The 14,300-nt window shown below is 70.4% G+C and carries 10 protein-coding genes; 8 read left to right on the forward strand and 2 right to left on the reverse strand.

Features of this window, described 5'->3' with window-relative positions; all coding sequences use genetic code 11:
* Positions 1–65 precede the first annotated feature (65 nt).
* Positions 66–4,100: a type VII secretion protein EccCa gene (gene eccCa, locus AQJ11_RS41355; protein ID WP_059266867.1), complete on the reverse strand. Its 4,035-nt coding sequence runs from the start codon at positions 4,098–4,100 to the stop codon at positions 66–68.
* Between the two features lie 405 nt (positions 4,101–4,505).
* Between eccCa and eccD the strand changes: the two genes are divergently transcribed.
* The 8 genes from eccD (at position 4,506) to AQJ11_RS41395 (ending at position 12,553) form a co-directional block, all read left to right on the forward strand.
* Positions 4,506–5,906: a type VII secretion integral membrane protein EccD gene (eccD, locus tag AQJ11_RS41360; protein WP_059266868.1), complete on the forward strand. Its 1,401-nt coding sequence runs from the start codon at positions 4,506–4,508 to the stop codon at positions 5,904–5,906.
* 17 nt (positions 5,907–5,923) lie between these two features.
* Positions 5,924–7,429: a type VII secretion protein EccB gene (gene eccB / locus AQJ11_RS41365; RefSeq protein ID WP_059266869.1), complete on the forward strand. Its 1,506-nt coding sequence runs from the start codon at positions 5,924–5,926 to the stop codon at positions 7,427–7,429.
* 146 nt (positions 7,430–7,575) lie between these two features.
* Complete coding sequence (locus tag AQJ11_RS41370) at positions 7,576–7,968, forward strand: hypothetical protein (RefSeq protein WP_059266870.1); 393 nt, start codon at positions 7,576–7,578, stop codon at positions 7,966–7,968.
* Positions 7,969–8,034: 66 nt separating this feature from the next.
* On the forward strand, positions 8,035–8,340 hold the full coding sequence (locus AQJ11_RS41375; RefSeq protein ID WP_058084524.1) for a WXG100 family type VII secretion target: 306 nt from the start codon (positions 8,035–8,037) through the stop codon (positions 8,338–8,340).
* Between the two features lie 39 nt (positions 8,341–8,379).
* Positions 8,380–8,844 carry a type VII secretion system-associated protein gene (locus AQJ11_RS41380; RefSeq protein ID WP_059266871.1) on the forward strand — a complete coding sequence of 155 codons (465 nt, stop codon included), beginning with the start codon at positions 8,380–8,382 and terminating at the stop codon, positions 8,842–8,844.
* A gap of 31 nt (positions 8,845–8,875) precedes the next feature.
* Positions 8,876–11,764, forward strand: coding sequence for an AAWKG family protein (locus AQJ11_RS41385; RefSeq protein ID WP_059266872.1), 2,889 nt, complete (start codon positions 8,876–8,878; stop codon positions 11,762–11,764).
* 29 nt (positions 11,765–11,793) lie between these two features.
* The gene (locus AQJ11_RS41390) at positions 11,794–12,216 is read left to right on the forward strand and encodes a YbaB/EbfC family nucleoid-associated protein (protein WP_059266873.1); all 423 of its coding nucleotides are present in this window, start codon (positions 11,794–11,796) and stop codon (positions 12,214–12,216) included.
* Positions 12,209–12,553, forward strand: a complete 345-nt coding sequence (locus tag AQJ11_RS41395; protein WP_058084528.1) for a hypothetical protein — start codon at positions 12,209–12,211, stop codon at positions 12,551–12,553. The genes AQJ11_RS41390 and AQJ11_RS41395 overlap by 8 nt, the downstream gene beginning before the upstream one ends.
* A gap of 102 nt (positions 12,554–12,655) precedes the next feature.
* On the opposite strand, the gene AQJ11_RS51910 is transcribed toward AQJ11_RS41395, so the two are convergent.
* On the reverse strand, positions 12,656–14,008 hold the full coding sequence (locus AQJ11_RS51910) for an RICIN domain-containing protein (RefSeq protein ID WP_244218628.1): 1,353 nt from the start codon (positions 14,006–14,008) through the stop codon (positions 12,656–12,658).
* Positions 14,009–14,300: the final 292 nt, after the last annotated feature.

Raw genomic sequence — 14,300 nt, forward strand, 5'->3', positions numbered from 1 at the left:
CCACCTCGACACCCGAGGTGGGGGCCGCCGTTGGCCAGTGGCCCGGCCGGCACCTCCACCACCCGTCAGTGGCCCGTCGGCACCTCCGCCGTCTCGTCCTCCAGGAACGCCGTCTGGATCTGCGTCACGCTGCGGCGCGTGATGTAGTTGCCGCGGCCCGGCGGCAGTACGCGCGGCTTGACGTTGCCGAACACGTATCCCTCGCTGGGCGGGCAGGACAGCAGCAGGCCCGGGGCGTTCACCTCCAGCATGCGCCGTACGAGCGGGTCGTTGACGCCGCGCACCGCGCCCGCCGCGGACCGGGTGACGACCATGTGCAGACCCACTTCGTAGCCGAGGGGAAGGTGTTCCAGCAACGGCTCGAAGACGGTCCGCATGGGGGCGGCGACCAGGTCGTAGTCGTCCACGAGGATGAACAGCCGGGGCCCCGCCCACCAGTCGGCCAGCCGCATCCGGGCAGGTGTGATCTCCGGACCGGGCGTGCGGGTCTTCAGGGCCCGTGCCACGCCCTGCACGTACTCCTCCAACTGGTCGACCGACACCGCGTGTCCCAGCCGGTACGCCTCGGGGACCGACTCGACGAGTTCGCGGCGGAAGTCGACCGCGAGGATCCGTGCCTCGGCCGGGGTGAACCGCTCGGTCACCGCCTTGGCGACCACGCGCAGCAGGTTCGTCTTGCCCGACTCGGTGTCGCCGAAGGCCACCAGGTGCGGGGTCTCCGCGAAGTTGTGCCAGGCGGGCGCCAGTTGGTTCTCCTCGATGCCGAGCGCGATCTGCAAGGGCCGCCCCTCGGGCGCGGGGGCGAGGTCGCGGGCGTCGAAGAGCGTCGGGAGCATCCGCACGGGGGGCGCCGTGGGACCCTGCCAGCTCTCGGTCACGGCCTGGACCAGGTCGGCGACGCCGTCGCCGAGGTCGGCGGGGTCGTCGACGCCGTCGATGCGCGGCAGCGCGGTGAGGAAGTGCAGCTTCGAGTCGACCGTCAGGCCCCGGCCGGGAATGCGCGGGATGCTCTTGGCCTGCCGGATGTCGATCATGGAGTCCAGCGGGTCGCCCATCCGCAGCTCCAGCTTGGTGGCCGACTGGTCGCGGACCGCGGCGGTCAGTTCGACCCAGCGCGTGGTGGTGGTGACCACGTGGATGCCGTAGTTCAGACCGGTCGTGGCGAGCTGGCCGATCACCTGGACGTGGTCCTGGAAGTCCTGCCGGACGGTCTGCCATCCGTCGACGACCAGGAACACGTCGCCGTGCCGCTCCTCGGGGAAGTCGCCCGCCGCCCGGCGGCGGCGCAGCGTGGCCATCGAGTCGATGCCGTGCTCCAGGAAGAGCCGCTCGCGATGGGCGAGCAGCGTCATCATCTCGGCCAGGGTGCGTCCCACGCGCTCACCCTCCAGCCGGCCGGCGACGCCGCCGACGTGCGGCAGGCCGGCCAGCGAGGCGAGCGAGCCACCGCCGAAGTCCAGGCAGTAGAACTGCACTTCGCGCGGGGTGTGGGTGAGTGCCAGCGCGGTGATCAGGTCGCGTACGAGGGTGGACTTGCCGCTCTGCGGCCCGCCGCCGATGGCCACGTGGCCGCCGGAACCGCTGAGGTCCACCATCATCGGCTCACGCACCTGCTCGAACGGCTTGTCCACGATGCCGAGCGGAACCCGCAGCTTGCCGCGGCCCTCCCAGTCGGCGGTGGTGAGCCCGAGTGCGGGGTCCGGGACCAGCGGCGGCAGCAGCGCGTCGAGCGTGGGCGGTGCGCCGAGCGGCGGCAGCCACACCTGGTAGGCCGGCGGTCCCGCGTCGCGCAGCTTGTCGATGGCCACCGCCATCAGACTGGTGTCGTCCTCGTCGTCGCCCTGCGCGCCGGCGGCCTTGTCCGGTTCCTCGGCCGCCGGTTCCTCCCGCGCGTTCACCCAGTCCCCGGTCCAGGGCACCACCTGGCCGGCGATCTTCTCCTGGGCGAGCGCGCCGACCCGCTGCCGGTACGGTCCCGACACATAGGCGGCACGGAAGCGGGTGAGCGGTTCCACGCCGCTCTTGAGGTAACCGGCGCCCGGCTGGGAGGGCAGTTCGTAGGCGTCCGGCACGCCGAGCACACCCCGGCTCTCCATCGCGGAGAACGTGCGCAGGCCGATCCGGTACGACAGGTGGCTCTCCAGCTGGTGCATACGGCCCTCGTCCAGGCGCTGCGAGGCGAGCAGCAGATGGACGCCCAGGGAGCGGCCGAGCCGGCCGATGGCCACGAACAGGTCCATGAACTCGCGGTGCGCCGAGAGCAGTTCGCTGAACTCGTCGACGACCACCAGCAGGCTGGGCAGCGGCTCCAGGTCCGCTCCGGCGGCGCGCGCCTTCTCGTAGTCCAGGGCGGAGGTGTAGTTGCCCGCGGCGCGCAGCAGTTCCTGGCGCCGCTGCATCTCGCCGCGCAGCGCGTCCTGCATGCGGTCCACCAGGGCGGCCTCGTCGGCGAGGTTGGTGATGACCGCGGAGGTGTGCGGGAGGGCGTCGAAGCCGAGGAAGGTCGCGCCGCCCTTGAAGTCGACGAGGACGAAGTTCAGCGTCTCGGACGAGTGGGCCAGGGCGAGCCCCAGCACCAGGGTGCGCAGCAGTTCGCTCTTGCCGGAGCCGGTGGCGCCGATGAGCATGCCGTGCGGGCCCATACCGTCCTGCGCGGACTCCTTGATGTCGAGCTCCACCGGCCGGCCGTCGGCCCCGACCGCGATGGGCACGCGCAGCCGCTTGTTCTGCCCGGCCCGCCGCTCCCAGTACTCCTGCGGCGAGTAGCGGTGCAGGTCGGTGATGCCGAGGAGGGCGGTGAGCTGGATGTCGGTGGACAGCGGCTGCGCGATCTGCGCGGTGGCGCCGGTGCGCACGGGCGCGAGCTGGGCGGCCAGGGACCGTGCGGCGGCGGGGCCGAGCCGGTCGGCGCGGCCCAGCGGGATCGCCGTCTCCTTGCGGTTGCGGTCCGTCCGTACGATCTTCACCTCGTCGTATGCCCCGGCCGTCCGCGCGGTCCCCTCGGCCTCCTCCACGAGCAGGCGCAGCACGGTCCGGCCGGGCTTCCAGGCCAGCGTCTCGGAGACGTCGAGCACCACGGTGTTGCGGTACCCGGCACGCTCGAAGCGGTGGCCGGAGGGGACCTGACCGCCGTCCAGGACGACCACGACGTAGGGCTCGTCCTTGGTCGGTGACGCACCCGCCTCGAAGACACCGCGGTCGGTGAGTTCCGCGCCCAGCAGATCCTCCAGCTCGGCCACGGTGGACGTGATCAGCCGGGCCGGTCCCGCGCCGTCGGACTCCTTGGGGTGCAGCGCGTGCGGCAGCCACTTCGACCACTCCCACTCCACGCGGTTCTCCGGCGCCACGCAGAAGGCGATCACCAGGTCCTGCGGGGTGTGCAGCACGGCGAGTTGGGCGAGCAGCGCCCGCGCCGTCGCGAGCACCTTCTCGCGTTCCCCCCGGAAGAGGATGCGCGCCCAGGCCCGCAGGAAGACGGCGATGGGCTGCTCGGGCACGGTGGAATAGGCGTTGATGAAGGCGCGCAGCGCGTGCGCGGACAGCGGGTCGAGGTCCTCGACCGGCTTCGCCGTCTTGTTGACCAGTTGCATCGCGAGGCGCTGCTCGCCGACCGCGATGCGCACCTCCGCGAAATCGTCGTCGGAGGCGCGGCGTTCCCACAGCCGGGTGGTCCTCACGAACGACCACAGCACGGCCGGGTCGGGGTGCTTCCAGGCCAGCGCGCGCTGCTGCTCGGTGACCGCGGACCGCACCCGGCGCCGCACACCGCCGAGGTAGCGCAGGTAGTCCCGGCGCACCCCCTGCATCTTCTGCTTGCGCTCGGAGCCGGACTTCACCAGCTGCCCGACCAGCATCATGATCATCGAAAGCAGCATCAGCCCGACCACCAGATAGATGACCGGGCCCGTCCCACTGCCGATACGTGTATACAGCAGCACCATACCGACGGACATACCGGCCATCGGCAGATAGGTGAGCATGTTGGCCGTGGACGACGGGGCCGCCTCGGCGAGTGTCGGTGGTTCCTGGAGCGTCAGCTCACCGTCGGGCAGTTCCGGGCCGCGTCGGCGGGCCGGCCTGCGGAAGAAAACCACACTCACGACTGGGCTCTCCTTCAACTGTGCACAGGGCGGTTCGACAGGGCCCCCGCGCAGGGGTGATGAGGGGCCTGGAGAGCGGGCTCACCACAGGGTGACATCTGTGTGCCTGTCACCGCAGGGGACGATCCCGGCGCCGGGCCGCGGCGGCATCGCAGCCACCCGAGGACACATGTGCTCCCGGGGGCTCGGGTGAAGAAACGCTTCCGGACATGAGAGTATCTGACTCTCAGGTATTTCCGGCTCAGGCATCGCATGGCCTCGACCGCCCTCGCTTCACCCGGCACACTGAACACCTGCGCCGTGGTGAGGCGGAGCGTCCCGACCGCTTCGCCCTGCCGCACACGTGTTCCGCGGAGCACGCTGTGGCACGGCCGTGTATCTCTCCACGGAAGGCTGTTGCCCCCCATGAGCGAAGGCTCGCTGAACGGGCTGTGCCGCCTCACGGTGCGCGCCCCCGACAAGACACTTGACCTCGCGGTCCCGGCCGACGTGCCGATAGCCGACCTGCTGCCCGTGATCGCGGGGCACGCGGGCGAAGACCTGAGCGAGCACGGCCTGGAACACGGCGGCTGGGTGCTGCAACGCATCGGCGGCCATGCCCTGGACCTTGAGGGCACGCCCGAGTCGCTCGACCTGCGGGAGGGCGAGACACTGCTGCTGCGCCCGCACACCGAGACCCTGCCGCCGGTGCGTTACGACAGTCTGCTGGAGGCCGTCTCGGCCGTCGTCCAGCAACTCCCGCACGCGTGGAGCCCGCAGATCAGCCGCTGGGTGCTGCGGGTGCTCATGGCCGCCGCGCTGCTCGGCTGCCTGGTGCTGCTCGTCACGGCGAAGGGCGACTCCGGCGACCGGATCACCCTCGCCGCGGGCGCGGCCCTGCTCGCGCTGTCCGGGGCGGGCTCCGCCGCCCGGGTGCTGGACGATCCCCAAGGAGGCGTGCTGCTGGGCCTGTTCGGCTCCGCCTTCCTGGCGGTGTCGGGTCTGCTGCTGGTCGGCGGCGGGCAGGCCGGGGACGGCTCGGCCCGCACCGCCGGCGCCCATCTGCTCGCGGCGGGGGCGGCGGGCACCGTGGGCCTGGTCCTGGCCACCGCGGTGGTGACCGGCTATCCGGTCGTGTTCGCGTCCTGCGGGGTACTGACGCTGGCGGCGGTGCTCGGCGGTGCCCTCATGATCGTTCTCGACGTCTCCGCCCACCGGGCCGCCGCCGCGGTCGCCGCGGGCGCCGTCCTGCTCGGCGCCTTCATTCCGATGATGTCCTTCTCCCTGTCGGGGCTGCGACTGCCCCCGCTGCCCACCAACCCCGGTCAGCTCCAGGAAGGCATCGAGCCGCGCTCCGAGGACGACGTCGCGAGCGGTGCCGCCGCCGTGGACCACTGGATGACCGGTCTGTACGCCGCGGTGGGCGTGGTCTGCCTGGCCTGTCTCGCCGCGATGGCCCGGCACCCCGGCCTGCCCGAGACGGTCACCGTGCTGGTCCTGTCGGTGCTGCTCGGTCTGCACGGGCGCAGCCTGGGCACCTCCTGGCAGCGGATCGCGCTGAGCCTGCCCGCGGGCATCGGCACGGTGCTCCTGATCGTCGAACTGGCCGCCCGGCACGGCCGGCACGGGGAACTCCTCGGCATCGCGGCCCTGCTGCTGTGCGCGGCCCTCGCCGCGGTCGTCTCCTGGACGGTGCCCGGTCGGCGGCTGCTGCCGTACTGGGGCCGAGCGGGTGACCTGATCCAGTCCGGCGCGGCCCTCGCGCTGCTCCCTCTCGCCCTGTGGGTCCTGGACGTGTACCAGCGCCTGCGCGGCCTGTTCGGCTGAACCGAGGAGGTGTCGTCATGCAGTCCCGACGCGACCAGGTCATCGCCCACCAGTTCCTGGTGTCCCGGCTGACCTCGGGTTTGCTCCGCGCGGATCCCGATGTGACGGAGCCGCCCACCCGGCGGACCAACCGCGGTATGACCTACGGAATGGTGATCGCCGCCGTCGTGTCCGCCGGATCCCTGGTGTTCGGCCTGGTCAAGCCCGGCGGCAACACCATCTGGGAGAGCGGCAAGGCGCTCATCGTCGAGAAGGAGACCGGCACCCGGTACGTGTACGACGGCCGGCTGCACACGGTGCGCAACTACCCCTCCGCGCGTCTGCTGCTGGGGGCCGGCATAACCACCGTGTCGGTGTCCGCGAACTCCCTGGGCTCGGCCCGGCACGGCACCGAGGTCGGCATCCCCGGTGCCCCCGACTCGCTGCCGACCGGGGAGAACCTGAACAGCCACCCCTGGCAGGTGTGCGCGGCCACCACCACGACCGTTTCCGGAGCCCGCAAGCCGCTGACGGTCCTCGCCGTCGACAGCGCGCAAGAGGGCACGGGCGTACGGGAGGACCAGGCCGTGCTGGTCAAGGGACCCGACGGCAACATCTACCTGCTGTGGCAGGACAACCGGTTCAAGGTGGCCGGCGGTCAGGAGGCGCTGGCGGCGCTCGGCTACGGCGGTGCGACCGCCACGACCGTCTCCGCGGCGTTCCTCGACGCCGTACCCGCCGGCCCCGACCTGGCGGCTCCCCCGGTGACGGGCCTGGGCGGCAGCGGTCCGGCGCTGGACGGCAAGGCCACCCGGGTCGGCCAGGTGTTCACCGTCCAGACGCCCGGGTCCGCCAAGCGCTACTACGTGCTCGGCGGCGACGGTCTCACCCCGATCACCCCGACGCAGGCCGCCCTCGCCCTGGGCGACCCGGAGGTCAAGCAGAAGGCCTACCGGGGGGCCGTGCCGACGGAGGTGGTCCTGTCGGCGCAGGCACTCGGCGACGCGCTGGCACCCTCGGGTTCGGCGACCAGCGCCGCTGTACGGCGGGCCGGTTCGCAGCTTCCGGGGCAGCCGCCGGCCCTGCTGGGCGTGCCCGAGTCCTCCGGTGTGTGCGTCGGCCTCGACGCCGAGGGCGCGAAGAGCATCCGGGTGACGCTCTCGCTGGTGCCGGGGAAGACGGTCGTCGAGGAGGCCCTCCCGCCGCTGAAGGCGCTGGCACCCGCCTGTCTGCCCGTCGACGGCATCGCGGTGGCGCCGGGCAGCGGAAGTCTGGTGCGCGCGCTCAACAGTTCGGGGGGCGGCACGGGAACCACCACGTATCTGGTCACGGACAACGGGGTGAAGTACCGGGTGCCCACGGCGGACGCCGCGAAGGCGCTGGGGTACGACCTGTCCGCCGCGGACGGTCTGCCCGCCCCGCTGCTCGACATGCTCCCCACCGGACCCGACCTGTCGGCGCAGGCCGCGGCGACGGGCCGGGCGGCGGCCACGGGCTCACCTGTGTGTGAGCGGGGCAACAAGGGAAACACGAAGGCGGGTTGATGTCGCAGCCGATAGTGTGAACCATTCCAGGCACGTATCTCGTCTTCAGCAGTGACGGCGGAGGTGTCGGCATCGAGACACCTCCCGTCGGCCGCACGGCCGCTCCGGCCTACCGGAGCACCTCACGACACCTTCGGAGAGGAACCATGGACAGCAGCAACCAGAAGTCAACAAAAGAGGCCTACATCAAGTCCATCGGGTTTCTGGAGCAGGCCCGCAAGGGCCTCCAGTCCACGCAGGACGTGGTCAGGTCGCACCGGGAGTCCCTCGCCACGCACTACCAGGGCAGGGACGGCGTCGCCTTCGGGCAGGTGATCGACACCTGGCTGGAAGAGGTCGACCGGATCATGAACACCTGCATCGCGATGGAGAACACGCTCGGCGAGAGCATGCAGCGCGACGAGCACGTGCAGGAGTCCAACTTCCAGGCCGTGGTCAGCAGCGGTGGCGGCCTGACGGGCTTCGGCCAGGGCGTCACGAACGTCGCCCCCTCGGCCAGCTCCACCGCGGACAGCACCTACGGGGCGCTGGTTCCCTGACCCTGACCCGGCCGCGGGCCGGTCAGCACCACATCGCAGTACACCCACGACTTCCAAGGAGAAACCGTGTCGGACGGCATTGACATTGATCACCTCCAGGTCGGCCAGTCGGTCGCGGCCATGCAGGAGCAGACCCGGGCGATCGAGAGGACGATGAGCGAGCTGGAGAGCAACATCGGCACCGTCGTCGGCGCCTGGACGGGTGCCGACAGCGACGTCTACTACCAACGGGTCCTGCCCACCTGGCACACCGAGGTGGGCAACCTGTCGCTCATCCTCGAACGGTTCTTCACGACGCTGAACGACGTCTCGGACAACTACAAGAAGGTCGTGCAGACGAACGCGCAGGGGTTCATGGACATCCGGATGTAACCCCTCACAACAACACGTCGAAGCGGTAGGAAGGCGCACATGCCCGGTAGCGAGAACCACCACCTGGACCAACTGGATTTTGCGGCCCTGCAGAATTTCATCGACACCGACGTCAGCGGCTTCCTCCGCGCGATCGACAACATGCGGTCCGCGGACGCGCATCCCACGTCGCTCTACGACGTCAGCAAGAAGCCTCAGGTGCTGACCATCGGCCCGATGGCGGGAGACGACCAGACCGGCGGCAAGTCCGTCTGCGACAACGCGAAGAAGGCCGCCACCGCGATCGACGAGGTGCTCAATCGTCACAAGGCCGGGTTCACCAAGCTCCAGGCCGATCTGCGGAACGTCATCACGACCATGAAGGACGCGCAGGCGCACAACCTCTCGCAGGTCGAGTCGCAGAAGTTCATGAAGGCGATCAGTGACTACCAGTCAGCCATCGGCGGCTCCGCGACCGGAGCGGGCAGCGGCACCGGCAACGGCCAGAACTCCCTGAACCTCTGACCGCCGACGACATCCCCGGAGTAGGAGGACCATGGCCGCGCAAAGCTGGGAAGAGATCGTCCACTTGTTGACCGGCTGGTCGACGGTCGCACGCGCCGACGTGACGAAGGTCACCGGCGACAGTGGTATCCCTTGGATCAATTACTCGTTCAAGGCGGGAGGGAAGACCTTCGACAGCGAGGACGACTTCCTCGCCTGGATCGTGCCGAAAGACGGCAACAAGGGCTGGCACTTCGAGTTCTTCACGAGTGGTGGCGGCAAGGCGGCACGCAAGTGCCGGGCCGACATCACCTACCTGGACGATCCTTCGTTTCACGGGTTCTGGGGCAGATCGGATGCTTCTCTCAGCAGCCTGCTGACGAACTACTCCTCGCTGAAGGGCGAGGTCAGCGTCAGGGGAGACGGTGCGCCCCCGGTGGACGGCGTGCAGCTCAAGACGTTCGCCGAACTGGCCTGGTCGTTCGACGCGGCAGGGGACTTCTTCAAGCAGCAGACCGAGGTCCTCGCGGAGTGGAAGCGGCAGCTCGGCAGTGAGAAGGCGTCCTGGAAGGGGAACGCCGCGGGCGCGTTCTGGCTCCTGGTCGACGACCTCCACAAGAAGTACGAGAACTACACCTCGCAGCTTCAGCCGCCGGGGTTCAGTCCGCAGCACCGGTCCCCTTCCACGGGATACGTCAGCAAGACGCTGCACGGGGACGACCTGATCGGGGCCGAACAGTCCCTGTACAAGGCGTACACGGACCTGTACAAGATCTACTCGGATTTCTTCTGGCAGCGGGGAGAGCCCATCACCACCTCGCTGCCGGACGGTTCGAAGACAGAGCAGAACATTCCCGCCGATCCGCAGGATGTGCTCAACCAGGTATTCAGCGAGATGAGGAACTGGATCTTCGACCACAACTCTCGCCAGATCCTGGAGGAAGTCGACACCCAGAACAACACGATCATCGGCGCGACGTTCACGTCGAACTTCTCGGAGGACACCGCGTTCGGCGGACTGACCTCCACGTCCACCTGGCACGCGGTGGTCCAGGAAGCCATGAACCGCTGGACCACCAACATCGAGACCAATCTGGACGCGCCTGCCCGGCAGGTGCTGGAGACCCTCCAGAAGGACTGGTCACGTGTGCTCGACTCGTCGTGGAATCCGGCGTACTCCTTCAGCGATACGGGTTCGTCGCTGACCTCGGACGTGCAGCAGGAGAACGGCGACAAGAGCAACAGCAGCCTGAACGACAACCTCAAGAAGCTCGGGGACGGTATCAACCACCTCGGGGACGGCGTCAACAACGGCTTCAAGGGCTTGGGTGACGGCCTCGGCAACAGCTTCCACGGCCTCGGCGACGGGCTCAACAACAGCTTCCAGAGCCTCGGCAACGGGCTCAGCAACGTCGGGAACGGCCTCGGCAACAGCCTGGCGAACCTCACCGGCGACGATGCCGCCTCGCACGGGCCGAACAACGGGCCGGGCCACCAGATCACGACCAAGACACCTGACTTCACCGGCAACGGCGGCTTCGGCGGCGGCGTACCGGACATCACCACCATGCCGGCGAACGGCGGCGGCCCCACGAACTTCGGCTCCGGACTGCCCATCCGCAACATCGACGGCAGCACCACCACCCGTACCCCCACCGGCGTGACGACCACCTACCCGGGCGGCAACTCGGTCACCCGCAGCGCCGACGGCAGCATCACCTCGACGTTCCCCGACGGAACCCGCCGGACGGTCTCACCCGGCGGCGACGTGACCACCGTCGACCCGCAGGGCCACACCACCACCAGCCACCTCGGCGTCGGTGAGTCGCTCAGCAACCCGGACGGCACCAGCATCACCCGCAACGCGGACGGCAGTCTGACCCAGACGGCACCCGACGGCACCAAGACGACCACGTTCCACAACGGTGCGTCGGAAATCGTCAAGCCGGACGGCGAGACACAGCTGACCTCTCCCGACGGCACCGTCTCCCACGTCAACTCCGACGGCAGCCTCACCACCGACAACCCGGACGGCTCCAAGGTCACCGTGCACCCCAACGGGGACGTGACCAGCGTGGACGCGCAGGGGCACACCACCACGAGCCACCTCGACGCCGGAAAGAGCATCACCACGGGCGACGGCAGCACCATCTCCGTCGACGGCAAGGGCGACATCATCACCCGCAACCCGGACGGCAGCACCACCACGCTGCACCCGAACGGGAAGATCACCACAACCGAGGCGACGGGGTACAGGACGAGTCCCCACTCCGGCGGCGGCAACGTGCACATACCGTCCGTCGACATCCCCACCTACAGCGGCGGCGGGGTCACCACTCACACGCCGGCCGGCACCACCATCACCAGGCACCCCGACGGCGTCACCGAGTACAAGCACACGGACGGCAGCGGACTGGTGACCACCTCGGACGGGCGGTACCAGACGACCCCGAGCCCGCAGAGCGCAGCGGCGACGGAGGCCAACAAGGCGCTCACGGCAGGGGTCGGGGCCGGCGCGGGAGCCGGCGTCGGCGCGGGCGCGATGACCGGGGGTGCGAACACGGACAGCCAGAGCGCCATGGGGCTGCTCTCCCCGATGATGATGATGGCCGGCATGAACCGCATGGGCGGCCAGCAGGGCGGCCAGGGCGGCGGCGACCGGGAGCGCAACCTCTACGACGGCAACGACATGGACGGTGCCGTGATCCAGCACGGCATGTCCCCGTTCGCCGGGCGTGCCACTGCCGAGGAGCCGGAGGAGTGGGAGGAGGAGGAGACCGACTCCGACGAACTCCTCGGCCCGCGCCGCCCGTCCACCGAGTCCGGCTACGGACCGGCCGGCGGCTCCCGGCAGGCGACCGACAGCGCCGCCTGGAAGGGGAAGGGCAAGGACGTCTGGGGCACCGAGGAGGGCGGGCTGCCCGCCTCGATCGGCTACTGATCCCGGGGCACCCGACTAACGGAGAATCCATGAGTTCATCACTGCAAGAACAGCAGCAGCAGGCGCTGGCCGAGTTCATGAAGACGCGCGAGGCGCTCATGGAGGCCAGGAGGGAGATCCAGTCGATCTCCGTCACGGCGCGGTCGCGGGACGGCGCCGTGGAGGTCACCGTCGGCTCCGACGGGACGCCGTCGGGGCTGCGCTTCCCCAACAACAAGTTCAAGGAGATGACCGGCCAGGCACTGGCGGCCAGCGTGCTGGAGGCCATGTCGGCGTCGCGGGCCCAGGTGACCTCGCGTGCCATGGCCCTCGTCCAGGCCGCGGGCGCGAGCGCTCCGACGACCCTGGACGGCGGAGTCCTCGACCGCGTCGACCTGGACAAGCTCCTCGACGGCGGATCACTGGAGGAAGTCCTCGCCCCGCGGCCCGCCGGAGGTGACAAACGTGGCTGACGACAACGTCTTCGTAGCCGACCCCAGCCGTATCCAGTCCGGCGCCGGCGCCACCGACCAGGTCGCGGAGGCGACGGACCGCGCCGCCGAGCAGTTCGCCGACGACACCGCCTTCGACCCGGCGGACCCTCCGTGGGGCAACGACTCGTACGGCAAGCAGTACGTCCAGAACTACGTCCCGTTCCACAACCTGCTCAGGGACGGCATACGCGACCTGGCGCAAGCCATGGAGAGTGCCGCGCGCCTCACCCTGAGCTCGGGCAAGAACTTCGAGAAGACGCAGACCGACAACACGAAGGCCATCCACGACCTGCCCACCCCGCACTCCCACATCTGACGGGCTCGTCGGCGGCCTGCCGAGCAGGTGCCACCAAGCGGAGAGGACCTCATCGCACCGGGCGACCGGGGCGGTGAGGTCCTCTCGTGCGACCGGGTCCGGCTACTTCTTGGACCACTTCTGGTTGTCGGTGCCGGCGCAGTCCCACAGTTGCAGGCGTGTGCCGTTGGCCGTCCGCTGGTCCTTCACGTCCACGCACTTGTCGGCGAGGACGCTGGTCAGGTCCTGCCGGAAGTTGAGCCGGAACTGCTGGGCGGGCCCGCCGTTGCAGTTCGCCAGCTGGACGACCGTACCGTTGGAGGTGGAGGCGCCCGCGGCGTCCATGCACAAGCCGAAGGCGCGAATCGTACCGTCGGAGGCGAAGGTCCACTTCTGCGCGGCCGAACCGGAGCAGTCACGGATCTCCAGCGGGGAACCGTCCTTGCCCTGGCCGCCCGCCACCGTGAGGCAGCGGCCGGAGGCGTGGCTGAACACCATGACACCCGAACCGCCCGAACCGCCCGAACCGCCGGAGCTGCCGGAGCTGCCGGAGGTGGACGGCGCCTTCGTGTGGCTCGGGGTCGCGGGGGCCTTCGTGGCATGGGTGGCGGGGTGGGTCGCGGTGGAGGACGTACTGCCGCCTCCCGTCCCGCCGTGGCTGTGCGAGGCCGACGACCCCGAGGAGGAGCCGTGCGAGCCGCCCCCGCTCGCGCCGGTCCCGGCATGCTTGCCGTGTCCCGCCGGGCTCGGGTCGCCGTGTCCCGTGGAGGCGTGGCCGCCGGCGGCACCCGACTTGTGAGCGGACGGCACCGGGAGCGCACCGGGCACACCCGCCTGCGGGCCGCCGTCCGAACCCGGATCGAGCAGGGTGGCGGCGGGGTCCGGTGCGGCGCGGTCATGACCGCCGCCACCGCCACCGCGCAGACCGACCAGGACACCCGCCACCAGGACGACGCCGGTGACCGCGGCGACGGTGAGCAGGGTGCGGTGGGAGCCGCGCAGCAGCGCACGGGCACCTCGTCCCGCCGCTTCCGTCCGCGTCCGGCCTTCAGCCTCGCCGGCGGCCTCGCCGACGGCGGCGCCGCCGGTGTCGGGGTCCGCCTTCGCGGAGACCAGGACGTCCGGGTCGCGACGGCTCGGGCCGGCGCCGTCCTCACCCTCCGCCGTGGCGGTGGCCGGCGTCCCGGACGGCGTGACCGCCTCGGCGGCGGCGGTGCCGGCCCGCCGCCGCGGACCGCGCGGTGACAGCAACGACAGCGGCGAGGAGGCTGCCACGCCCGCGGTGGGCCGCGTCTCGGCCTCCCGGGAGTCGGTCCGCGCCCGCGTACCGCTCTCGGCCCCGGTCTGCGCGCCCTCGTCCGCGGGCTGGAGCGACGACGCCTTCCGTGGGTCCTTGGTCTTCGAGCCGGTGGGTTCCTCACGTCCGTCCGGCGTGCCCCTGGGCACCGGCGGCTTCGTCGCCGATTCCGTGGGCATCGGGGGAACTGGTTCCGAGGGGGCGGGGCCGGTGCCGGCCGCCACGCCCGGGACGACTGGTGTGCTTGCCGGAGCCGCGCGGGCGGGCCGCGGCGGATCTGGAGACTTCATGTGCTTCCTTTCGAGGGAGCGCAGGCCGGATCCGGTGCGTCGGGTTTCGGCACACCTACCTACTCCCGCAACCACACAACGGATCCGAGTACCGCAGGGTACAGCACGTGTGAGTTGCGACTCATCCCGCCGACGCGACGCGGCCACACACCACCGAGTAGGTGCTTCGCATGCGAAACGT

Origin of the sequence: Streptomyces corchorusii, assembly GCF_001514055.1 — a bacterium.
In the GTDB taxonomy this organism is placed as follows: domain Bacteria; phylum Actinomycetota; class Actinomycetes; order Streptomycetales; family Streptomycetaceae; genus Streptomyces; species Streptomyces olivaceoviridis.